Origin of the sequence: Citrobacter sp. wls826 (assembly GCF_005281245.1) — a bacterium.
In the GTDB taxonomy this organism is placed as follows: domain Bacteria; phylum Pseudomonadota; class Gammaproteobacteria; order Enterobacterales; family Enterobacteriaceae; genus Citrobacter; species Citrobacter braakii.
Genome location: NZ_SZWS01000028.1, coordinates 14,153 through 35,752, shown reverse-complemented (window position 1 = coordinate 35,752; position 21,600 = coordinate 14,153). Strand labels below are relative to the sequence as shown.

Here is a 21,600-nt window from a genome sequence, read left to right as displayed (position 1 = left end):
CAGGTTATAATTAAAAAATAATTAATTACGTATACGTGATGCTCCCCGCTAATCCTCTTACCTTGGTAAGGCACGTCTTGTGTGCCTTGTTTTCATACTGCTACATCCATAACTTGTTGTTTTTTATGTAATAATAATTTTATTATCTTTTAATTTAAGATTGTTAAAGGCGCCGGTGTTACTATTTTTTTAGGAAAAACCCTATTTTGAAATAGTCTTCGATAGGGCTGCCCTTTGATGGGGCGGTAAAACATGAGCAAGGATGGGATTAAAACATGGCACGGGCGATATCTATTATTCGATGATTGTGCTTTGGAATGATTTGTATATTTCTCGTAACGGATGTTAACTTTACTTCTAAGTGTAAAATAATCATGTTTGAACTTATTGCCGAAGCAGCCTCCAGTATCAATGTTTTTTCAATGGCAAGGCGTATTGCTGCGTTTAATGTTCCAGTGCTTATCCATGGTGAAACCGGTACTGGTAAAGAATGTATCGCCAAATTTATCCATTCAATTACGTTTGCGCAGGAGCCACAGGCCCCCTATATCGGGGTGAACTGTGCCGCTATCCCTGAAAATATGCTCGAAGCCACGTTGTTTGGTTATGACAAAGGGGCATTCACCGGAGCAGTGGCGACCGTGCCGGGGAAAATGGAATTAGCCAATAACGGTACATTATTACTGGATGAGATTGGCGATATGCCTTTAGCGCTACAGGCTAAAATATTGCGTGTATTGCAGGAGCAACAGGTTGAGCGCTTAGGCAGTAACCGTTTAATCAAACTGAACTTCCGTTTAATTGCCTGTACCAATAAAAATCTTGAAGAAGAAGTGGCTGCAGGACGCTTCAGAGAAGATCTCTATTATCGGTTGTCAGTTATTCCGTTGACGATGCCGCCGCTGCGCGAGCGTATGGAAGACATTATTCCGCTGGCGGAGTCGTTTATCAAAAAATACTCCACGGTACTGGTTAAAAATATCAAGCTTTCTGAATCATCACGCCGGGCGTTACTCAGCTACGAATGGCCGGGGAACGTGCGTCAACTTGAGAACGCTATCCAACGGGGAATGATCCTGAATCGTGATGGTGTCATTTATCCCGATACCTTAGGTCTGCCATCCATTGAATCTGATTCCTGGAGCGAACCGCAATGGCAGCCAAAGCCCAGTATGCCAATAACGACCAGCGATAATCTGGGTCAGCATGGCCGTAGCGCGCAGTATCAATATATCGCTGACCTGATGCGTAAATATCAGGGTAATAAAACAAAAATTGCTGATTTATTAGGCATTACCCCACGCGCGCTTCGTTATCGTCTGGCGTCAATGCGAAAACAGGGAATAGAGATCTTTTCCTGAATCAGTCTGTGGTAGCGAGAACGCTTTTTTAATTTTAAGAGTAGGTCATGAGCATAAATACGATAGCCCCAGCCAGTACGATGCAGACGCAAATGATGCAGGACATGCAGCAGATGAAAGCGGTCGCTCAGGCGCCTGTCCTTTCGCCAATGCAGATTAACGCCGTGGGCGCCCAGTCGGCATCATCTCCGGTCTCGTTCGACCACGTCATGCAAGGCGCGCTGAATCATGTTGATCAATTTCAGCAGGTCGCGGAGCAAAAACAAACGGCCATTGAGATGGGGAAAAGCGACGACCTGGCGGGGGCCATGATTGCCAGTCAGCAGGCATCGTTATCGTTTTCTGCTCTGGTTCAGGTCAGAAATAAAGTCGCTTCCGGATTCAATGACCTGATGAGCATGTCAGTCTAACGCTATGAATGAATTAATAAAAAAACTCACTCAGTTTTTACCCTCGTTCTCTTTTCGCCTGGATGGTAATAAACGTCTGGCGTTACTGGCGGCAGCGGCCATTGCGGCGACAGCCATTATTGTCAGCGTGCTGTGGAACAGCAATCACGGCTATGTTTCGCTGTACGGTAGTCAGGAACATCTCCCGGTTTCACAAATAGTCACCGTGCTGGATGGTGAAAAGCTGGAATATCGTATCGACCCGCAAAGCGGGCAAATTCTGGTTCCGGAAGAGGCGCTGTCGAAAACGCGGATGACGCTGGCGGCGAAAGGCGTGCAAGCCATGCTGCCCAGCGGCTACGAGCTGATGGATAAAGACGAAGTGCTGGGCGCCAGTCAGTTTGTGCAGAACGTCCGCTATAAGCGGAGCCTGGAAGGTGAACTGGCGCAGAGCATCATGACGCTGGACGCCGTCGAGAGCGCCCGCGTGCATCTGGCGCTGAATGAAGAGAGTTCATTTGTCGTCAGCGATGAGCCACAAAACAGCGCTTCAGTAGTAGTGCGTCTGCATTATGGCAGCAAGCTGGACATGGACCAGGTAAATGCCATTGTGCATCTGGTGTCCGGCAGTGTGCCTAATTTGAATGCGTCGAAGGTTAGCGTTGTCGACCAGGCGGGGAATTTACTGTCCGACGGCATTGGCGCGGGAGAAGCCGTTTCTGCGGCGACGCGTAAGCGCGACCAGATCCTCAAAGATATTCAGGATAAGACCCGCGCCAGTCTCGCCAATGTCCTCGACTCGCTGGTCGGAACCGGCAATTACCGCGTGAGCGTGATGCCAGATCTCGATCTGAGCAATATCGATGAAACCCAGGAGCACTACGGTGACACGCCGAAGGTTAATCGTGAAGAAACGGTACTCGATAGTGATACCAACCAAATCGCCATGGGGATCCCCGGCTCGCTGAGCAATCGTCCTCCGTTGGCGGCAAACCAGGTGGGAAATGGCGCCACAGGGACGACGCCTGAGGATTCTCGCCAGCCAGCCGCGCTGTCAAAACATAGCGAGAACAAACGCGACTACTCCTGGGACCGTAGCGTTGAACATATCCAGCACCCTGGATTCGACATCAAACGTTTAAATGTGGCCATAGTCCTCAACCAGAGCGCGCCGGCATTAAAGAACTGGAAACCGGAACAAACCACGCAGCTGACGGCGCTGTTGAATAACGCTGCCGGGATTGATGCAAAGCGTGGCGACAATCTGTCCTTATCCCTGCTCAACTTTGTGCCGCAGTCGATCCCCGTCGAGCCGACGCTGCCTTTATGGAAGGATGACAGCATTCTGGCCTGGGTTCGCTTAATTGGCTGTGGCCTGCTGGCGTTACTGCTGCTGCTGTTTGTCGTGCGCCCGGTCATGAAACGTTTGACTGTCGAGCGCCGCCGGACCTCTACGCCTGAACTGGCGCTGGACGCCGCACCGATCGCGATCCCTGCGGACAAGCCCCATTTTGCGGCTGCTGAAGATGAACGCAAAAATATCGAACTGCCTTCTTTCCCTGGTGACGACAGCCTGCCTTCGCAGAGTTCCGGCCTGGAAGTGAAGCTGGAGTTCCTGCAAAAACTGGCGATGAGCGACACCGATCGCGTAGCTGAAGTTCTCAGACAATGGATTACCAGCAATGAGCGAATTGACAATAAATAACGGCAGTAACAACAGCTACCTGGAACAGGCCGCAATTTTATTGCTGTGTCTGGGCGAGGAGGCGGCAGCCACGGTGATGCAAAAGCTCAGCCGTGAAGAGGTGGTTCGTCTGAGTGAAAACATGGCGCGTCTGTCTGGCGTGAAAACCAGCATGGCGAAAAAAGTGATCAATAACTTTTTTGATGAGTTCCGCGAGCAGAGCGGCATCAACGGTGCCTCGCGTTCCATGCTGCAAGGGATCCTCAATAAAGCGCTGGGAACAGAAATCGCCAGCAGCGTGATCAACGGCATTTATGGTGATGAGATCCGCTCGCGGATGGCGCGTTTACAGTGGGTGGAACCGCGCCAGTTGGCGATACTGATCTCAGAAGAACATTTGCAATTGCAGGCCGTCTTCCTTGCCTTCCTGACGCCGGAGATCTCGGCCACGGTACTGTCTTACATGAATGAGTCGGTGCAAAACGAGATCCTCTATCGGGTTGCCAAGCTCAACGATGTGAATCGCGATGTTGTGGATGAGCTGGATCGGTTGATCGAACGTGGGCTGTCGGTGCTGTCCGAACATGGTTCGAAAGTGAAGGGGATCAAGCAGGCCGCGGATATCGTTAACCGCTTCCAGGGTAACCAACAGGTGATCCTCGATCAGTTGCGTGAACGCGATGAAGATGTTCTTGAGCAGTTGCAGGACGAAATGTACGACTTCTTTATCCTGAGCCGCCAAAGTGATGAGGTGCGCCGTCGTCTCCTTGATGAAGTGCCGATGGAAGACTGGGCTGTGGCGCTGAAAGGTACCGAAGCGCTGTTGCGCCGGTCGATTTATGCCGTGATGCCTAAGCGTCAGGTACAACAGCTGGAGGCGATAACGTCGCGCCTGGGTCCGGTTCCGGTGAGCCGTATTGAACAGATCCGCCGTGAAATCATGGGGATTGCCCGCGAGCTTGAGGAAGCGGGTGAAATTCAGCTACAGCTGTTTGCTGAACAGACGGCGGAGTAACACATGGCGATTGAAACCATTCGTGGTCGTTACCGACTGCACCGCTTTCCTCCTCGCCAGCGCCATTTGCAGGCTGAACAGCTCACGCCGGGGATCACGCCTGCGGATTATCAGCGCCAACTGATGGACGGCTTCCAGGAAGGCCTGCAAAAAGGTTTTGAACAGGGGATGACGGAAGGTCAGGAGCAGGGCTTTCAGGAAGGTCATCAGAAGGGACACGATGAAGGCCGTCGTCAGGGATACACTGAAGGCAGCCTGGCCGGGCAGCAGGAAGGGCGTAAGCAGTTTGAGCAAGCAGCGCAACCGCTGGAAGCCATCACTGGCAAAGTGAACGACTACCTGGCGCACATTCAGCGTAAACAGCGGGAAGACCTGCTGCAACTGGTTGAAAAGGTCACTCGCCAGGTGATTCGTTGCGAGCTGGCGCTGCAACCGACGCAGTTACTGTCGCTGGTTGAAGAGGCGATTTCGGCCTTTCCTGCGATGCCTGAGTCGCTGCAGGTCCTGCTAAGTCATGAAGAATTTAACCGCATTAAAGATGCAGCCCCGGAGAAGGTCGCTGAATGGGGGCTGACCCCATCACCCGATCTTCAGGCGGGCGAGTGTCGGGTGATTACCGATAAATCCGAGCTGGATATTGGCTGCGAACATCGACTCGACCAGTGCATGTCGGCGCTCAAAGAGTCGCTTTTGCCGGAGCCGACGGGTGAGTGACCTGTCCAGCGTTGACAACGCGCTGCGTTCCATTGAGTCGATCCCTTTAGCCCGGGTTGCCGGGCGACTGGTGCGCGTAAACGGCATTTTGCTGGAGAGCGTGGGCTGTCCGCTGGCGACCGGCCAGCTGTGCCGCGTCGAAAGCGCCGACCATACGTTGATCGACGCGCAGGCGGTGGGGTTTAACCGCGATATCACCTACCTGATGCCCTTCAAGCATCCCGTCGGACTAATGGCGGGTGCGCGCGTTTTCCCCGAAGAAAAAACCCAGGAGATCCTGATCAGCGAAAGCTGGCTGGGGCGGGTAGTTAATGGCCTGGGCGAACCGCTGGATGCCAAAGGGCGTCTGACGGGCAATGACGTATTGCCGCCTCAGGCACCTTCCATTAACCCCCTCACGCGTCGGTCGGTGAACCAACCGCTGGATGTTGGCGTTAAAGCAATCAACGGTCTGCTAACTATCGGCAAAGGCCAGCGTGTGGGCTTGATGGCCGGCAGCGGCGTGGGAAAAAGCGTACTGCTGGGGATGATCACCCGCCAGACCAAGGCCGACATCGTGGTGGTGGGGTTAATTGGCGAGCGTGGCCGCGAGGTGAAGGAGTTTATCGATCACGCTCTGGGCGCGGAAGGGTTGGCAAAATCAATTATCGTGGCGGCGCCTGCGGATGAGTCGCCGTTAATGCGTTTGAAAGCCACCGAGCTTTGCCACTCTATTGCCGCCTGGTTTCGCGATCGCGGACATCACGTTTTGCTGCTGGTGGATTCGTTAACCCGTTATGCCATGGCGCAGCGCGAGATTGCGTTGTCACTGGGTGAACCTCCGGCGACGAAAGGCTATCCACCGTCGGCGTTCGGCATGATCCCAAAGCTTGTGGAAAGCGCTGGCAACAGTGAAAGCGATGGGTCAATGACCGCCATTTATACGGTGTTGGCGGAAGGAGACGATCAGCAGGATCCGATCGTCGACTGCGCGCGTGCGGTGCTGGACGGGCACATTGTTCTGACCCGTAAGCTGGCGGAGGCCGGACATTATCCGGCTATTGATATCGGGCAGTCGATCAGTCGATGCATGACCCAGGTAACTCCCCACGCGCACCAGCAGTCGGCCCGCCTGCTCAAACAGAACTATGCCGCCTATATGGAAATTAAGCCGCTGATCCCGTTGGGCGGATATGTTGCAGGAGCCGATCCCGGCGTGGATAAGGCCGTCAAAGTGTTCCCCGCCATTGAGCGTTTTCTGCGCCAGGAAGTCAGTGAACCGGCCTCTCTGGAGCTGGTGCAAAGCCGCTTACAGGCCCTTTTCCCGCAGGCAAAGAAAACGGAAGGTAAATAATCATGCGGCAAATTATCGATACCCTGGTGCAACTGCAGCGCCTGCGGGATAAATCAGTCAAAGATATGACGGTACAGCTGGCTAAACAGCAACAAGTTTGCATCGGTTTTGACAATAATATCAAAGCGCTGGGCTACCTGATTCAAAAAACCGGCACCGGCGTGGAGGTGCCTTGCGTTGAATCGCTCAAAAATGTGACCGGATATAAAGGCACGCTGCGCACGGTTATTGCCTGGCAAGAGCAGGAGAAAACGCTGGCTAAAATCAAAGAACAGCGTATTCAGAAAAACCTGGTGTCAGCGGCATGTGAAGAGAAAATTGTCGCCATGACGCTCGATGATAAGCGCGATGAACTGAGCAATGAGGCACTGGTTAAAGAGCAAAAAGCCGTAGATGAAATTGCCGCACAATGCTGGCTAAGACAGAAGACGCTGGGAGTGATATGAAAACGATCATTACTTTCGGCACCTTTGATGTTTTTCATATCGGGCATTTGCGTATTCTGCAACGTGCCGGACAGTTGGGGGAGCGACTGATCGTCGGTATCTCTTCAGATGCGCTAAATATGCAGAAAAAAGGCCGGATGCCGGTTTACAGCCAAAGCGATCGCATGGGGATTGTTGCCGGGCTGAAATGTGTGGACAGCGTGTTTCTCGAAGAGTCGCTGGAGAAAAAAGCGGATTATATTCGTCAGTTTAACGCCGATACGCTGGTGATGGGCGATGACTGGGCAGGGTGCTTTGATAGTTTGTCGTACCTGTGCGAAGTGGTCTATTTTCCCAGAACGCCATCGATATCCACCACCTCGATTATTGAGGTAATTACCAACCAAAATCAAAACCTGTAAAATAATATGAAAATAAGACTATTCATTGAAACTAAAGAAGTTACGCTGCCGCTTCAAATGTCTAATTTTATTCAAGATATGGATGGAGTAGTTAATATATTATTTATTTGTTCTGATAAATTGAGTGAAAAATGGCTGGAAAAGAATTCAAATATTGTTTTTAAATATAATGAATCCACACTACTGCCTGCGCTGGATAAAATATCACATGCACTAACTAAGCTCTCGCCAACAGCACTAGATATCCATGCGGCGCTGGCTGAAAGCTATGACTTACTTATTCCGTTGTTGATGAGATTAAACTCTCTTCGGTCGCTAATCCATCTTCATGTTTATGAAGGAGAGATAGCCGAACTAGTTGCTGCTTCTGCACTTGAAAAAATCCCCGTAAATTTATTTAATAAATTGGTCACTGGATATGGTAATACCATAAGTATGGCATTAAATAATAATCATAACATGCCAAAAGATGAGTGGAATATTGCCGCCGGATATGCCTGGCATAAAGTGTTAACAACAACTTATTATCCACAAGAGAATAGCTCATTCAAAAATTCAAAGAAATTGCCTTGTGGTAATGTACCGGCAATCGATGAAAATAAAATAACGGATTTTCTGGAACTATTCAAGATACCAAATGGTATTTATTCTCAATTACGAAAGATAAGCTCGTCATCTCTACTATTACTCAGCACCTCACCTCGTTTTCCCTCGCTGAAAAAACAACATCAAGAAGCGCTTGTGGACGTTATTCAGCATGCAATCAATGAATTTGCAATTTCTGAAGAGAAAATCCTTCTCTTCCGCGAAAAGAAAGAGGGTGAAGTCGATGGTGAAATATTACGTCAGTTGGGATGCAAGGCTATCAAACTCCCTGAGTTAATCACTCTTAATTTTTTAAAGGTTCTAGAAATATTACCTTTAGCCATTGCCGGATATTTTTCAGATGAACTATATCAAGCGCCAGAGAAAAGTATTCTATTTTTTCTAACAACAGAGTTACCAGAAGATATTGATAAGTACGCTGGTCACATCAACTTTAGCAATAAGAAAATTTATCATGTAAATGAGTTAGTTGGTGTTAAACCCGGTTCGTTTAAGAAAAGGGTATTTTATTGTCCTGGGTCGATGGGGGACGCGATCTACGCGTTGGGTTGCCTCACTGCATTTAGAGAATGTCATGATGAGGATTTTATCTTTATTGCACACAAATTGTATCATGACCTTATCGCTTCAAGTCCTGTGGTGGCACAGTATTGGGATATCAATGCGCTGACAGAAGATGCTTTTATTGATATTGCGATTGCGCGTCAGGAAAATAAATTTCATTTCCTTGGCCACTGGGAGGATATAGTAGCATCTGAACATATGACGGATGCTTTTATCGGTGATAGTATTCATAATCATTGCTTGTGTAATAAGCAGCCTATGATTTCATTGGCGTCATTGGATAAGAAAAACGTCAATGATTTTATTCATAATCATCATTTGCAGAAAGAAAAAACAGTCTTATTACATCCCAATATAGGCTCTCCAAACCGGACGTGGACCGAAAAGGGATGGAATCAACTCGCGAAATACTTTATTGCTGCAGGCTGGAAAGTTGTCATTATTGGCAGCGATAATAATAAGTATCAAGAGAAGAAGATGATGGATATAGATATCCCGGAGGCTATCAATTGCATTAATCAGTTCTCTATGCTTGAGATGATTTATTTGATGGAGCGGTGTCAGCTACTGGTTGCTTGTGATTCTGGTCCTGTCGCACTTGCTGGACTCACTTCAATTGCTATTTGCGCGTTGTACTCTATTATTCCGGCCAGTTACCGATTGCCCTACAGGAATGGTCGGTATGGGTGGAATGCTATGGGTATTGATACAGAATGTCAGTTTGGTCAATGCGGTCACCTTATCATGAGTCCGCAATTCTTTAAAAATAAACTAGGTAAAGAATTTATGCCTCCACGAGGTGATGAGTTTTCTGTATGGTGTCCAAATGATAAAAAATATCGGTGCATGAAGAAGGTTACCGCCGAATATTTTTGGCATCAGATTCAATTATTTTTGAGTTCTGATGGTTATGTGAAAAATTCTTAAGTATTTCTATGATTAAATATTCTAAATGGAGTGGTTATGGGGTTTTTAGGTCGTTTTCCTTTACGCAAAATAGTTGAAAAATACCAGGTGACGCATTTGGTTGAAACTGGGTATGGTATTGGTAACTCATGTCGTATGGCATTGTCGGCAGGTTTTCACCATGCGTTGTCCTGTGAGATATATCAGCCATTGTATGAAAAAGCACTACAAGAAAAAAATGAAAATATTACAGTTTGTCCGGATGATAGCTTATCATTTCTGAACTCGGAAGCGGTCAGTGATATTTTGAGGAGTCGCCGTAGTCTCATTTTTCTGGATGCTCATTATCCTGGTTCAGATTACAGCAATGAACACTATCGCAGTGACGAATGGGATAAAGATATTCGCTTGCCACTAATTAACGAGTTGCGAATTCTGGAAGGCAAAATTGATAATGCGATCGTTATTATTGATGATTGCAGAATATATTTGAAAGACTTTGCCGTGACAAGTGGTACTTTACCAGAATATGCCGATCATGGGTTTGATCGTGCTAATGAATTTATTGGACTATTAGAGAGTTTTGCCGATACACACTCCTTGCACTGGTATCCTGAAGATACTGGATACGCAATTTTATGGCCGCATAGTTTAGCTGGTGAAGCGATTAAACCACTCATTTTACCTGGGGATGTTACCAGTAAGTTTCTGATTAACCGGGGCGTTGTGGGGACGACCAGTATGTCTGTAAATCGTCGACTTATGGATGCACGGTTTACTTCTCGTTGGTTTGTTGGCGCTGGTTTGGATATAGGTGGAGGACCGGACAGTATTGGGATTTACCACTCGCTTTTCCCTCTAATGAGAACGGTGACGGTCTATGACTTACCGCAAGGTGATGCCCAATACTTAGATAATGTTAGTGATGATAGTTTTGATTTTGTGTATTCTGCACACTGTCTGGAACATGTGGTTGACCCGTTCATTGCTATCAATAACTGGATGCGAGTGCTTAAACCAAATGGTCATCTCATTATTACTGTTCCTGACGAAGATATGTATGAACAAAAAGTATGGCCATCGACTTTTAATACCGATCACAAGCATACTTTCAGTATCTTCAAAAAAAGTAGTTGGTCACCGGTATCGATAAATGTATTGGAATTGATTCAGACGATAACCGCAAATCATGACGTTCAGAAAATTGAATTACTAAATCATAGCTATTTGTCTGGTCTCCCTCGGTTTGATCAAACTCGCACACCATTTGCGGAAAGTGGTATCGAGATTGTTATAAAAAAACGACCACAATAAAATTAAAACCACCGGTTTAACGGTGGTTTTATCGCCAATTCATATCAGAAATTTAGCTAAAAAGTTTTCTCTGTAGACTAAGTAATAGCGTATTACTGTGGGCATTCTCTGTTTCCGTAAGCAAAGCGGCGATCTCCTGAGCCGCCCGTTTCCCCGCCTGACCATCCCTAAACGCATCGCAATAATGGTGGCGAATCTCCTCCAGTGGCGCTTCCAGCGCAGCCCAGTCAAATGCGGATGACAGGGCGTGGCGCAACGTCTGTATATCCTGTGCCACCGGGAGAACATCGCGAATACGCTGATCAGCGCTGTCAGGGGTAGAGAAACTTTGTTGACCATCCAGCAGCAAGGGCATCTCTGGCCAGCTCAGTAAAATGACGCGTTTATTCATATGAATGGCGTCAAAAATAAAGCCGCTGCTGTCTGTCAGGACGTAATCCGCCTGCGCGATAAGCGCCAGCAGATGCTGTGGAGCGTCAATTCGGTTTTTTAAATAGCGCTGCGCCAGCGCCAGAGAGGCGGCTTCTTCCGGTCTGTGCAGGGTGCCATGATGTAGTTTGGTGACGACATTGTATTCATGACTTAACCGGCTGAGCTGTTCCGCCCAGTGGGGGAGAGAGCTTAGCGCGCCATAGGTTGGCGCATACAGGATGGTCTGCTTTTTCGCATTCAGCTTCAGGCTTTTTGGCAGCGCAGTATCGTAAGTGTGATTATGCCACTCATCGAAACGGGGATTGCCCACCACTTTGGCGCTGCCACCGATATCAAGCGCGTGCTGGCTATAGTGGCTGTAACACAGGATGCGGTGATAAAAGGCGTTCCACCAGGCATGATTCCACTCTTCTTTCGCCAGGCCATACAGGGTGCGTACATGGGTATCCGCCAGCCCGTTCAGCAGTGGCGTGTAGTAAGGGCTGACCAGGCACCGGAAGCGCTGACGGTTCTCAATGACCGCTGAAAGACGCGTACCGCCGAGCGCAGGGTCGTTGATGGCTTTAATCGTCGCGGTCATCTCATCCAGAAACGATTTAGGTATTTTGTCACTGACCAGCAGCGAGCAGGTATGGCCCATCGCCTGAAGCGCGGTAATGATAGGGCGGTAGACCGCGTAGTGCAGCGAGGTTTCCATATAGAAGCCAATGGCATCTATCTGCGTGGATGCCGTAGGAAGCGGGTTGCTTACCAGCGTATTGACGGTGGCGGGTTTCTTATTGATTTTGTTGAAGTAGTAACCGATGTTATCGGTTTCTTTTTTCTCAATATCGCTGTATCCCGCGCGCTGATAGCAGATGCTCGGATAACAGGAGAGCCATTTCCCTTCACGCAGCAGCGGCTGCCATTGTCCTTCGAGCGTATCTGAGAGGTCATGCTCCATCTGCTGAGCCAGCACCGGGTAATAGCTGCTGTTGACCAGATAGGCGCAAACCTTATTGCAGTCGCAGGCATGGATCATGCCATTGAGGCTTTTGAGTTCGCGGCCTTGTTTAATTTCTCCGCCGAGGATAACCACTTCCCACGGAAAGCCAGGCAACGCGTTCAGAAGCGAGTTGAGTACCCGGATATGCTTATCCTGCTTCAGGATCACGCTATCGTCTTCAAGTAGCAGGTAGTTTTTCCAGCCGTTACGCTGTGCCAGTTGCAGCGCCTGCAGATGGGACTGGCGGCGACCAGCCTGGCCGTTAGTGGCAACGGATGCTGCAAGGCGGGTGATCTTTTGCGTCGGGAAATTGAGAAACGCCAGCTCTTGCTGGATGTGGGCTAAACGATCCGGGCGTGAGTCCAGATTCACGATCACCACCTGATCGATGTAATCCCACTGGATCGGCTGATGATGGGTGGCGTTATGCAGACTTTGATACCAGTTTTTCAGCATCGGGTCTGTAATCGCCTGTGCCAGCGAGGTTTCCAGCGGCTCGCTGCTGCCCAGCACAAAGTCTTTATCGAACGTATTTTGACTGTGCGAGATACAAATAATGGTGCGCTCGCCCGGCAATTGCAGCGGGTTTGCGGTGAATTGATTAGTGAATCCTTCCTCTTCGCCTAAGTTACATTCATCATCGTAACGGTGCTTTTTTAAATAATTGCGGTGGTAGCAAAAGGTGCCGTTGAGAATGTTCTGCGGGCCAAAGCTGCGGCTTTTGAACACGCGGTTGATATGGCTATACCAGATGGGGATCTGATCGGAACCTGAAATCAACGCCCGGTGGCGCTGCATCATGTCGATGGTGTAGGAGATCTTATCCGCCGGATAATAATCATCGTCATCCATACAGAGAATATATTCGCCTAACGCCAGCGTATTGAGCATGTTGCGCTTTTTTCCCAGCGTCAGTTTTTCCGCATGGTAGATATAACGAATATTGAATTTCTCCGGGTGATTCTGCGTCAGCCTGTCAATGATTGACTGATGGCTTTGTGGGGAATCATCCAGGATCACCAGCTCCCGGCGGTCGGCAGGGTAGTCCTGATAGCGGAACATATACAGCAAATAGGGTAAGAAAGCGCCGCGGTTCCACGTGGGAGTAATGACGCTGACAAACGGTTTTTCGCGACCAGTGTCGAGCGTTTTAACGATGCCGGTCAGGGCGGAACGTGCTTTGGAGGATTCAGACATGGTGATGTGTATTCGCGATTCGAAAAAGGACCGGGTATTCACCCGGCCAACAGGCGCTAACGTGTGATCAGGGAAAACGCCGAGAGCAGAGGATCTCCCGGCAGCATATCCAGAATATGCTGCCGCAACGAGTGGGCATTCTCGCTGTTGCGCCACGCTTCAAACAGCGCGAAAAGGGCGTAGATTTCGTCATGGCTCAGCGTGGAATCATCCATTGTCCACAGGCAAAATAGGGTGCGAAGCATAAAGATGTCAGCCACCAGCCAGAAGAAGCGCTGCAGCGCGCTTTCACTCTCGTGCTGCGGGAAGGTATCGTGATACAGGCGATAAATCAGATAGTTACTGAATATCCATGCGTCATGGGCAAAGTAGCGCTCATAGGTATTTAACCACTGATCCTGCAACTGCTGCTGAAGCATAGCCTCACTGTTTGCATCCTGGAGCATCAGCAGACTTACCTGCAGAGGTAAGGTCAGCTTGCGCGTGCTTTCCGGCAACAGATCCCAATTGAACTCACAACTGCCCATTTGGGTGATCAGCTCCCGCTGCAGTTGGGGCAGGCTGGGCAGTTGCACGAACTGCTCCTGCAGTTTTCCGCTTTGCGCGTGGGCGGCCAGAACCTGCGGCAGCGAGGCCAGTTTTTCAAGCATAGGATCGCTGTCGCCAGGGCATTTCTCGGAAAAAGAGAGCATGATGCCCAGCGCATACAAGCGCAGTTCCGGTGACAAACCGGGGAGCGTGATGGTATGCAGAGCAGATTGATTAAGTACCTGATCGCGTGGAGATAACGCCGGGCTGTCCGCATCGGCTGCACATTGCGAGGTATGCAGCACAAAGGCGTTGGGATCGCCTAACGCAGCCTGACAGCTGGCCGGATCGGTTAATACCAGACTCTGACGTACTTCCGTTTTCCAGCGCATTTCGGCCAGCAAAGCGGAATCCGGATGGTGGGATAAAAACAGCCGGACAAAGTCAGGTTCATAACAATCAATCATACTCATAATGTGTTCTCAGCAATCCCTAAATTCAAAATCTGGCTACATCATTGCAATATCCATGCCTGAATTTTTATTGTATTTATATCAATTAGTTAGGGTGTGCGCGGAAAGTCGTTTTCCGCGTCAGGGAAGGAAGGTTTAGCGCTGGTAAATAAAATCCGGCTCGGTGCCTAAAAAAGTCTGAATAAATTCATACTGGCGGATCAGCAACTCGCCGTTTTTTTCGTTGTACGCCTTGCAGCGTTTCGCTTTTTGCTCAAGGCTCTGCCACCAACTCTTTGCGGCATTTTTCTGTAAGCCCGGCAACCAGCTAAATACCTGTTCCATCCCTGCACGATCGACGCTTACGCCCAGCAATTGCAGGATTGAGCGGCGCTGCTGGCTGCTGTTTTGCAACTGCTCATAATGCTGTTGAATCGTCTCATTGACCGCCAACAGCTCTTCACTGGCGCGACGGATCATGCACAGACGTTGTTGTTCCAACTGCTGTCTGAGCGCGTCATATCGCGTCCCGTCCTCCCGGATACCCTGAAGCAGCGTTTTCACCTGCTGTAGCCTGGTACTCACAATTTTGGCCTCTTATTTCTGGAAAAAGCTGAGCATGTCACCAGCCAGTTGCTGGGTATCAACCTGCATGTCGCCTGCGGCCAGCATGGCCTGCATTTGCGCCACTTTGTCGTAATCAACGTCGCTTTGCGGATCGCTGTTCAGCGTTTGCTGCGCCGTTTGCAATCCCGCCTGAGTAATATCGTCAGCGGAAAGCGTCGCGGCGCTGGAGGTAGTGGTCTGCGTGCTGCTCTTGTCTGAACGCGTCTGCCCGGTTGTAGATGCAGGGCGATCGCCTGGCAGAGTCGGGGTAATTTTCATAGCAACCTCGTACATATTTCGTTGGGTTGGTTATCTGTTATTGGCTAAAAGCGACGGTAAGAGAGGAAAACTTTAATCCCATCACAAAAAATCACTTCACTGCTCAGCCGTCAGCGTGGTGACCACGCCGATATCGTCCACCATCCCGCTAATGATCCGCTGGCTGCTGCTGTTGCGAATTTTTATTACATCCCCTTTGCGCCCGTTCTTCAACGCCACGCCCGGCATCGAGGCGGTAATTCCGGCCGTATGGGAGACGATCATCACCGGTTGGTCGCGTTTGACCAGCACCGGTTGAACCAGTTCGCTCCGGGTAATCGGTTTGCCCGGTTGCAGGGCACGCTTGCTGGTGAGACCAATCGCCTCATCCATATTTGTCATTAACCCTTCCCGCTGGTTGCTGATATTGAATTTTTTAAGCTGCAGGTCGTTGGCCGTAATTACCGTATCTCGGGCAATCAACGACTTTGGCATCACTACCGGCACCGACACGTCGGGGCGTACCGCAACGTTAAATTGCCAGCCCGCGCTGCCCGGACAACTGACCACAAAGTTCATTCGCGTCAGGGCCATTCCTGGGGATGTGCTGGAGGTGATCTGGGGCGCTGTTGCGCATAGCGCGCTGGTGCTCACCGTTGAGGGAATATAGACGTTGAACGTGTAGCGATAGTCCTGCCACTGTTGTTTTTTCGCCAGCGCGTCAATTTCATGACCGGCGGCAGTTATGACCCGCGCGTTGATCTGTTCCCGGGCGCTGTGCTGAATGGGATGGACGGCGGCATGTGCGGGTAAGACACAGCATAACGCCAGCATTATTTCCGCGGCAAAGGGGAAAGAAGGCTTCCTTATGTCGAAGGGGAATTTCATAAAGTCATTTCTCATCAATCACTTAAAAGTTGGCATACATATTGCTAATAACAGCGATATCTACGCAGGAGTGATGCAAGAAATGGGAATCAGTTTTCAGCAGGCATTGGGTGTACATCCGCAGGCAGTGAAGTTACGTCTTGAGAGGACCGAGCTACTGACTGCGAATCTGGCAAACGTCGATACACCAAATTTCAAAGCTAAAGATATTGATTTTGCCGCTGAGATGCAACGGGCAAGTCGCACAAATGTGCTGCCCGAGGCTGACGTGAAATACCGTGTGCCGATGCAGCCCTCAGAGGATGGCAATACCGTAGAGCTGAATACCGAGCAGGCCCGGTTTTCACAAAATAGTATGGATTATCAAAGCAGTCTGACCTTTTTGAACCTGCAACTTAGCGGTATCAAAGAGGCCATCGAAGGGAAATAACCATGTCGTTTACTGATATTTACCAGATTTCCGGCTCGGCGATGACGGCGCAAACCATCCGTCTGAATACCGTCGCCAGCAACATGGCGAATGCGGAATCTCCCGCCAGCAGCGAGGCGCAGGCCTATAAGGCGCGCAGCCCGGTTTTTGCTGCGGTTTACCACAATAGCCTGATGGGAGGGCATAACCGCCATGCCATTGATGGTGCCAGCGTACAGGTACAGGACGTCATGCAAAGCGGCGGGGCGGTGAAGCGTTATGAGCCACACCATCCGATGGCGGACCAGAACGGTTTCGTCTGGTATCCGGATGTCAATGTGGTCGAGCAAATGGCCGACATGATGTCCGCCTCACGTGATTTTGAAACTGACGTTGATGTGCTGAATAACGTCAAAAGTATGCAGCAAAGCTTACTCAAACTGGGAGAAGTGTAATGAATACCCTGACTCTGTATGCCCAATCTCAGGCGCAGGCTCCTTCTTCGGAGAATACGGCGGTGGCTGAAAATAACGTCGGCGCCACGGCGCAAAGCAGCAATCTGGGAGACAGCAGTTCTTCCTCAACGTCGTCAACAACGAATACCAGCGGGACAAGCGGTACTCCAACCACGACAACGTCCACCGAAACGTCCGCGGTTGATACGTTTTTGACGCTGTTCGTGGCTGAAATTGAAAACCAGGACCCGACCGATCCAACCGATCCTACGGCCTATATCGATCAGCTCGCCTCCATGGCGCAGGTTGCCATGATGGAAGAGATGAGCGTTGAGGCAAATACTAACGCCGTACTGATGAGCAACATTCAGGTGATGGCGCTGGGGAATATGGTCGGCGACGACATCATGGTGCAAACCACCTCGCTGGATATCGAAGACAACAGCAAAGAAATCCAGGGACGCGTGACGCTGGATGACAGTTGTACCGATGTGGATCTGCACTTTACCGATGAAGCCGGTGATGACTACACCGTGTCGCTGATCCCGGAAGGTGGAACCTCCGTCGGGCCCGGCCAGGTGGATTTCGACATCAATCCTGCGGATTACGGCATCCCGCCAGGCGATTACAGCGTATCCGTGGTGACCAATACCGGAGAAGAGGAAGTGCCGATTGAGGTGACCGGAACGGTGGAAGATGTGCGTATTCCGCTCGATGGCAGCACGCCGGTGCTCAACGTTGACGGCGTTGGCGAAGTGCCTTTCACCATGATCACCCAGTTTGGCGTACCGGACAGCACTGATGACATCACGCCGCCGGATACTGACGACGGCGGCGATAACGCCGACAGCAACACCGTGATCTGATCTCGTTTACATTACAGGAAGAAACAATGAGTTATGAAATTGCAGCGACGGGACTGAACGCCGTCAACGAACAGCTTGATGGCATCAGTAACAACATCGCAAACTCCGGGACGGTCGGGTATAAATCGATGACCACCCAGTTCTCCGCCATGTATGCCGGAACGCAGGCGATGGGCGTGAGCGTGGCGGGTTCGGCACAAAGCATCTCCACCGGCGGCTCTATGGTTTCAACCGGTAATGCGCTGGATCTGGCGATCAACGACGATGGTTTTTTTGTGATGTGCGACAGCGCCGGGAACATCTCCTATACCCGCGCGGGTTCCTTCGTGACGGACAAAAACGGCTATATCGTCAATGCGTCCGGCGATTACCTGCAGGGCTATCCGGTTGATGACAGCGGCACGCTGCAAACCGGTACCGTTACCGATATCCAGATTAAAACCGGCAACATCCCGGCGCAGGCCACAGACAGCATGACCTTCACGGCAAACTTTGACGCCAGTGATGAAACAATCGATCGCGCAACCGTGCCGTTTGATGCCAACAACAGCGATACCTACACCGACAGCTACACCACCACCGTGTATGACTCGCTGGGTAATGAGCACTCGGTTAGCCAGTACTTTACTAAAACGGCGGAAAACACCTGGGAAGTGCAATACACCTTTGATGGTGAAGCGCAGAGCGGTGTACCGCCGACTACGCTGACCTTCGACCCAAATACCGGCAAGCTGACGGCTCCAACCACGCCGCAAACCATCACCTTCACCACCGATGAAGCCGCACCGATTTCAATGACGATTGACTACTCCGATTGTACTCAGTACGGCTCTGATTTCTCGGTCACCACCAACGCCGCCACCGGTTATGCCTCTGCGACACAAAACGGCGTGCAGGTGGATGATGACGGTAAAGTGTACGCCACCTACAGCAACGGCGAGCGCATGCTGCAGGGCCAGGTTGTACTCGCCACCTTCCCGGATGAGAACGGACTGGAAGCAGTGAGCGGTACTGCCTGGGTACAGACGGGCGAATCCGGTACGCCGCTGATAGGCACACCTGGCTCCGGCTCCTGCGGCACGCTCTCCTCCGGCATGCTCGAAAGCTCCAACGTGGATATCACCAACGAACTGGTCAATCTCATGACCGCCCAGCGTAACTACCAGGCGAACACCAAGGTGATTTCCACCAGTACGCAGCTGGATCAGGCTCTCTTCCAGGCGATGTAAGGCTAAGAAATGGATCGGTTGATTTATACCGCGCTGAGCGGCGCCACCCAGACGTTGCAAGAGCAGCAAATTAGCGCCAACAACCTCGCCAACGTCAACACCAATGGTTTTCGCGCAGATATGGCGATGGCGAGTAATGACAAAGTGAAGGGCGGTGGTTTTGATACGCGTTTTATGGCGAAGGAAAGTCCCAGCGGCGTCAATGACAGCACCGGCGTGGCGGAAAAAACCGAGCGCCCGCTGGACGTCGCCATTCAGGGGACGGGCTATATCGCCGTGCAGGATAAAGCCGGAAACGAGGTCTATACCCGCAACGGCAATATTCAGCAAGACGATCAGGGTCAGCTGACCATCGACGGTAACGTGGTGCTCGGAGATAACGGCCCGATTATTTTGCCGCCAAACGCGATTGCCTCTTTCGGCAGCGACGGCACTCTCTCGGTTACGCCTGACGACGGTGATGTTACCGCCACGATGGATATCGATCGGCTGAAGCTGGTGGATATCCCGGTCGCCAATCTGGCGAAAAACAGCGAGGGAATGCTGGTGACGGCGGATGGCTTACCGGCCCAGCGCGATGAAAACATCAAAGTAAGCGGCGGCTTTCTGGAAGGCAGTAACGTGTCTGCGGTAAGCGAAATGATGTCGTCCATTGCGATGAACCGCCAGTTTGAAGCGCAAATCAAGATGATGAAAACCGCTGAAGATCTCAGCGACTCCGGCAACAGGCTGCTACGCGGCTCCTGAGTCGTAGCCTTTAATCAGGGATAAAGTTTTATGAACGCAGCGTTATGGATCAGTAAAACCGGCCTGTCGGCGCAGGATGCTGAGATGAGTGCGATTGCCAACAACATCGCCAACGTCAACACCACGGGCTTTAAGCGTGACCGCGTGATGTTCCAGGATCTGTTTTATCAGACTCAGGAAGCGCCGGGCGCCATGCTCGATCAAAACAACATCATGCCGACCGGAATGCAGTTCGGTAGCGGTGTGCGCATCGTTGGAACCCAAAAAACCTTCACCGAAGGGAATGTGGAAACCACCGACAATGCGATGAACGTGGCCATCATGGGGCAGGGGTTCTGGCAGGTGCAAAAGGCCAACGGGGATATTGCGTATACCCGTGACGGCAATATGCAGATTAACGCCGACGGCGTGCTAACCAACGCCCAGGGCTTGCCGCTGCAACCGGAAATTGATGTTCCCGCTGGCGCGACCAACGTGGCATTTGGCGAAGATGGCACCGTGACGGCGATCCTGCCCGGCGACAGCGATCCGACCGAACTGGGGCAACTAACGCTGGTGAATTTCGCCAACCCGGCGGGGCTTTCAGCCGAAGGCGACAACCTGTATCTGGAAACGGCAGCCAGCGGTCAACCGACGGAAGGTATTCCGGGGGAAGATGGTCTGGGCACCTTGCAGGACAGCGCGCTGGAAGGCTCGAATGTGGATATTGTCAACGAAATGGTGGCGATGATTAACGTGCAGCGCGCCTATGAGATGAACGCCAAAATGGTCTCTGCGGCAGACGATATGCTGCAGTTTATTAGTCAGACGCTGTAATTCAAGAATGTGAAATGCCGGATAACGGCTTCGCCTTATCCGGCAAATTTAAAGTAAACAGGCAGAACGTGAAAAATTATCTCTGGCTGGTGGTACTGCTGCCCCTGTTAAGCGGGTGCGAATCGCAGGCCCTCCTGGTCAAAAAAAATGACGAATTCTTTGCTCCTCCCAAAACCGAGTTGCCGCCAACGGCGGATGGTCGCGCGGGAGGGGTGTTCGAAACGGGTTACAAGTGGTCGCTGACGGCAGACCGCCGCGCCTATCGGGTGGGCGACATCCTGACCGTGATGCTGGAAGAATCCACCCAGTCGAGCAAACAGGCGAAAACCAATTTCGGCAAGAACAATACCGTTGATATCGGCGCACCGACTCTTTTTGGGCATACCAAAGATAATCTTTCCGCTTCCGTGGACGCCAATCGCGACTTCAACGGGACGGCGACCTCGCAGCAGCAAAACAGTTTGCGTGGCGAAATTACGGTGTCGGTGCACTCAGTACAATCGAACGGCATTCTGGAAATTCGCGGTGAAAAATGGCTCACCCTCAACCAGGGGGATGAGTACATTCGCCTGAGTGGTCTGGTGCGCGCCGATGATATTCAAAACGACAACTCCGTCTCATCGCAGCGCATTGCCGATGCGCGTATCTCCTATGCAGGCCGTGGCGCATTGAGCGATGCCAATGCGGCGGGCTGGCTGACGCGTCTGTTTAACCATCCTCTCTTCCCGATCTAATGCAGGATTTTAATATGCAACACATAAGCGGGCGCTGGATGAAGGCGTTAAACGGCATCGTTATCGCCCTGAGCCTGGTGCTGCCCGGCACCACGCAGGCGCAATCTCTGGAGTCGCTGGTCAACGTCCAGGGGATCAGGGAAAACCAACTTGTTGGCTACAGCCTGGTGGTGGGGCTGGACGGAACCGGGGATAAAAACCAGGTTAAATTCACGAACCAAACTATTACCAACATGCTGCGCCAGTTCGGGGTACAACTGCCGGG

General features: G+C 50.9%; 23 protein-coding genes. 18 read left to right on the top strand and 5 right to left on the bottom strand.

The genetic code is table 11. From position 1 onward, the window contains the following. Positions 1–374 precede the first annotated feature (374 nt). The 10 genes from FDW87_RS07260 to FDW87_RS07215 are packed head-to-tail and all read left to right on the top strand — an operon-like array spanning position 375 to position 10,733. Complete coding sequence (locus tag FDW87_RS07260) at positions 375–1,361, top strand: sigma-54-dependent Fis family transcriptional regulator (RefSeq protein WP_016151826.1); 987 nt, start codon at positions 375–377, stop codon at positions 1,359–1,361. A gap of 47 nt (positions 1,362–1,408) precedes the next feature. Next, positions 1,409–1,771, top strand: coding sequence for a flagellar hook-basal body complex protein FliE (locus tag FDW87_RS07255; RefSeq protein ID WP_029139418.1), 363 nt, complete (start codon positions 1,409–1,411; stop codon positions 1,769–1,771). Positions 1,772–1,775: 4 nt separating this feature from the next. Beyond that, positions 1,776–3,455 carry a flagellar basal-body MS-ring/collar protein FliF gene (gene fliF / locus FDW87_RS07250; protein WP_019076073.1) on the top strand — a complete coding sequence of 560 codons (1,680 nt, stop codon included), beginning with the start codon at positions 1,776–1,778 and terminating at the stop codon, positions 3,453–3,455. Then, a complete protein-coding gene (locus FDW87_RS07245) occupies positions 3,433–4,449 on the top strand; it encodes a flagellar motor switch protein FliG (protein WP_003838846.1) in 1,017 nt (338 codons plus the stop codon). Before fliF ends, FDW87_RS07245 begins: the two co-directional genes overlap by 23 nt. Positions 4,450–4,452: 3 nt before the next feature. Then, entirely contained in the window at positions 4,453–5,163 is a 711-nt protein-coding gene (gene fliH / locus FDW87_RS07240) for a flagellar assembly protein FliH (protein ID WP_046275399.1), read from the top strand. Continuing rightward, a complete protein-coding gene (fliI, locus tag FDW87_RS07235; RefSeq protein ID WP_046275400.1) occupies positions 5,156–6,496 on the top strand; it encodes a flagellar protein export ATPase FliI in 1,341 nt (446 codons plus the stop codon). The genes fliH and fliI overlap by 8 nt, the downstream gene beginning before the upstream one ends. A gap of 2 nt (positions 6,497–6,498) precedes the next feature. After that, entirely contained in the window at positions 6,499–6,942 is a 444-nt protein-coding gene (locus FDW87_RS07230; protein ID WP_137379582.1) for a flagellar FliJ family protein, read from the top strand. Continuing rightward, a complete protein-coding gene (locus FDW87_RS07225; RefSeq protein WP_137379581.1) occupies positions 6,939–7,343 on the top strand; it encodes an adenylyltransferase/cytidyltransferase family protein in 405 nt (134 codons plus the stop codon). The genes FDW87_RS07230 and FDW87_RS07225 overlap by 4 nt, the downstream gene beginning before the upstream one ends. Before the next feature lie 57 nt (positions 7,344–7,400). Further along, entirely contained in the window at positions 7,401–9,440 is a 2,040-nt protein-coding gene (locus FDW87_RS07220) for a glycosyltransferase family 9 protein (protein ID WP_137379589.1), read from the top strand. Positions 9,441–9,476: 36 nt separating this feature from the next. Beyond that, positions 9,477–10,733 (top strand): class I SAM-dependent methyltransferase, encoded by a 1,257-nt coding sequence (locus FDW87_RS07215; protein WP_137379580.1) that lies wholly within the window; start codon positions 9,477–9,479, stop codon positions 10,731–10,733. A 52-nt stretch (positions 10,734–10,785) separates the two neighbouring features. Here the strand turns inward: FDW87_RS07215 and FDW87_RS07210 are convergent, their stop codons facing one another. From FDW87_RS07210 to flgA, 5 genes are all read right to left on the bottom strand, one after another. Further along, positions 10,786–13,347 carry a glycosyltransferase gene (locus tag FDW87_RS07210; protein ID WP_137379579.1) on the bottom strand — a complete coding sequence of 854 codons (2,562 nt, stop codon included), beginning with the start codon at positions 13,345–13,347 and terminating at the stop codon, positions 10,786–10,788. A 56-nt stretch (positions 13,348–13,403) separates the two neighbouring features. Further along, a complete protein-coding gene (locus FDW87_RS07205) occupies positions 13,404–14,348 on the bottom strand; it encodes a lysine-N-methylase (RefSeq protein WP_137379578.1) in 945 nt (314 codons plus the stop codon). A gap of 135 nt (positions 14,349–14,483) precedes the next feature. Further along, positions 14,484–14,912, bottom strand: coding sequence for a flagellar protein FlgN (gene flgN / locus FDW87_RS07200; protein ID WP_137379577.1), 429 nt, complete (start codon positions 14,910–14,912; stop codon positions 14,484–14,486). 12 nt (positions 14,913–14,924) lie between these two features. After that, complete coding sequence (gene flgM / locus FDW87_RS07195) at positions 14,925–15,212, bottom strand: flagellar biosynthesis anti-sigma factor FlgM (protein ID WP_016151838.1); 288 nt, start codon at positions 15,210–15,212, stop codon at positions 14,925–14,927. Between the two features lie 96 nt (positions 15,213–15,308). Then, positions 15,309–16,079 (bottom strand): flagellar basal body P-ring formation chaperone FlgA, encoded by a 771-nt coding sequence (gene flgA, locus FDW87_RS07190; RefSeq protein WP_047498459.1) that lies wholly within the window; start codon positions 16,077–16,079, stop codon positions 15,309–15,311. Between the two features lie 82 nt (positions 16,080–16,161). Between flgA and flgB the strand changes: the two genes are divergently transcribed. The 8 genes from flgB to FDW87_RS22040 all read left to right on the top strand — a co-directional run. Continuing rightward, positions 16,162–16,509 (top strand): flagellar basal body rod protein FlgB, encoded by a 348-nt coding sequence (gene flgB, locus FDW87_RS07185; RefSeq protein ID WP_016151840.1) that lies wholly within the window; start codon positions 16,162–16,164, stop codon positions 16,507–16,509. A gap of 2 nt (positions 16,510–16,511) precedes the next feature. Continuing rightward, on the top strand, positions 16,512–16,943 hold the full coding sequence (gene flgC / locus FDW87_RS07180) for a flagellar basal body rod protein FlgC (protein WP_016151841.1): 432 nt from the start codon (positions 16,512–16,514) through the stop codon (positions 16,941–16,943). Next, entirely contained in the window at positions 16,943–17,809 is an 867-nt protein-coding gene (locus tag FDW87_RS07175) for a flagellar hook capping FlgD N-terminal domain-containing protein (RefSeq protein WP_137379576.1), read from the top strand. Before flgC ends, FDW87_RS07175 begins: the two co-directional genes overlap by 1 nt. A 26-nt stretch (positions 17,810–17,835) precedes the next feature. After that, the gene (gene flgE, locus FDW87_RS07170; RefSeq protein WP_137379575.1) at positions 17,836–19,038 is read left to right on the top strand and encodes a flagellar hook protein FlgE; all 1,203 of its coding nucleotides are present in this window, start codon (positions 17,836–17,838) and stop codon (positions 19,036–19,038) included. A 9-nt stretch (positions 19,039–19,047) separates the two neighbouring features. Then, positions 19,048–19,785, top strand: coding sequence for a flagellar basal body rod protein FlgF (locus tag FDW87_RS07165; protein WP_137379574.1), 738 nt, complete (start codon positions 19,048–19,050; stop codon positions 19,783–19,785). 30 nt (positions 19,786–19,815) lie between these two features. Next, a complete protein-coding gene (gene flgG / locus FDW87_RS07160) occupies positions 19,816–20,601 on the top strand; it encodes a flagellar basal-body rod protein FlgG (RefSeq protein ID WP_019076088.1) in 786 nt (261 codons plus the stop codon). Between the two features lie 68 nt (positions 20,602–20,669). Further along, positions 20,670–21,335 carry a flagellar basal body L-ring protein FlgH gene (gene flgH / locus FDW87_RS07155; RefSeq protein WP_029139421.1) on the top strand — a complete coding sequence of 222 codons (666 nt, stop codon included), beginning with the start codon at positions 20,670–20,672 and terminating at the stop codon, positions 21,333–21,335. Between the two features lie 14 nt (positions 21,336–21,349). After that, positions 21,350–21,600: flagellar basal body P-ring protein FlgI (locus FDW87_RS22040; protein ID WP_252363063.1), on the top strand; the 251-nt coding region annotated here is incomplete at its 3' end.

Bases quoted from the DNA above. Each gene is read 5' to 3' on its own strand.
- FDW87_RS07260 (WP_016151826.1), top strand. From the start codon at position 375: ATGTTTGAACTTATTGCCGAAGCAGCCTCCAGTATCAATGTTTTTTCA.
- FDW87_RS07255 (WP_029139418.1), top strand. From the start codon at position 1,409: ATGAGCATAAATACGATAGCCCCAGCCAGTACGATGCAGACGCAAATG.
- fliF (WP_019076073.1), top strand. From the start codon at position 1,776: ATGAATGAATTAATAAAAAAACTCACTCAGTTTTTACCCTCGTTCTCT.
- FDW87_RS07245 (WP_003838846.1), top strand. From the start codon at position 3,433: ATGAGCGAATTGACAATAAATAACGGCAGTAACAACAGCTACCTGGAA.
- fliH (WP_046275399.1), top strand. From the start codon at position 4,453: ATGGCGATTGAAACCATTCGTGGTCGTTACCGACTGCACCGCTTTCCT.
- FDW87_RS07230 (WP_137379582.1), top strand. From the start codon at position 6,499: ATGCGGCAAATTATCGATACCCTGGTGCAACTGCAGCGCCTGCGGGAT.
- FDW87_RS07225 (WP_137379581.1), top strand. From the start codon at position 6,939: ATGAAAACGATCATTACTTTCGGCACCTTTGATGTTTTTCATATCGGG.
- FDW87_RS07220 (WP_137379589.1), top strand. From the start codon at position 7,401: ATGTCTAATTTTATTCAAGATATGGATGGAGTAGTTAATATATTATTT.
- FDW87_RS07215 (WP_137379580.1), top strand. From the start codon at position 9,477: ATGGGGTTTTTAGGTCGTTTTCCTTTACGCAAAATAGTTGAAAAATAC.
- FDW87_RS07210 (WP_137379579.1), bottom strand. From the start codon at position 13,347: ATGTCTGAATCCTCCAAAGCACGTTCCGCCCTGACCGGCATCGTTAAA.
- FDW87_RS07205 (WP_137379578.1), bottom strand. From the start codon at position 14,348: ATGAGTATGATTGATTGTTATGAACCTGACTTTGTCCGGCTGTTTTTA.
- flgM (WP_016151838.1), bottom strand. From the start codon at position 15,212: ATGAAAATTACCCCGACTCTGCCAGGCGATCGCCCTGCATCTACAACC.
- flgA (WP_047498459.1), bottom strand. From the start codon at position 16,079: ATGAAATTCCCCTTCGACATAAGGAAGCCTTCTTTCCCCTTTGCCGCG.
- flgB (WP_016151840.1), top strand. From the start codon at position 16,162: ATGGGAATCAGTTTTCAGCAGGCATTGGGTGTACATCCGCAGGCAGTG.
- flgC (WP_016151841.1), top strand. From the start codon at position 16,512: ATGTCGTTTACTGATATTTACCAGATTTCCGGCTCGGCGATGACGGCG.
- FDW87_RS07175 (WP_137379576.1), top strand. From the start codon at position 16,943: ATGAATACCCTGACTCTGTATGCCCAATCTCAGGCGCAGGCTCCTTCT.
- flgE (WP_137379575.1), top strand. From the start codon at position 17,836: ATGAGTTATGAAATTGCAGCGACGGGACTGAACGCCGTCAACGAACAG.
- FDW87_RS07165 (WP_137379574.1), top strand. From the start codon at position 19,048: ATGGATCGGTTGATTTATACCGCGCTGAGCGGCGCCACCCAGACGTTG.
- flgG (WP_019076088.1), top strand. From the start codon at position 19,816: ATGAACGCAGCGTTATGGATCAGTAAAACCGGCCTGTCGGCGCAGGAT.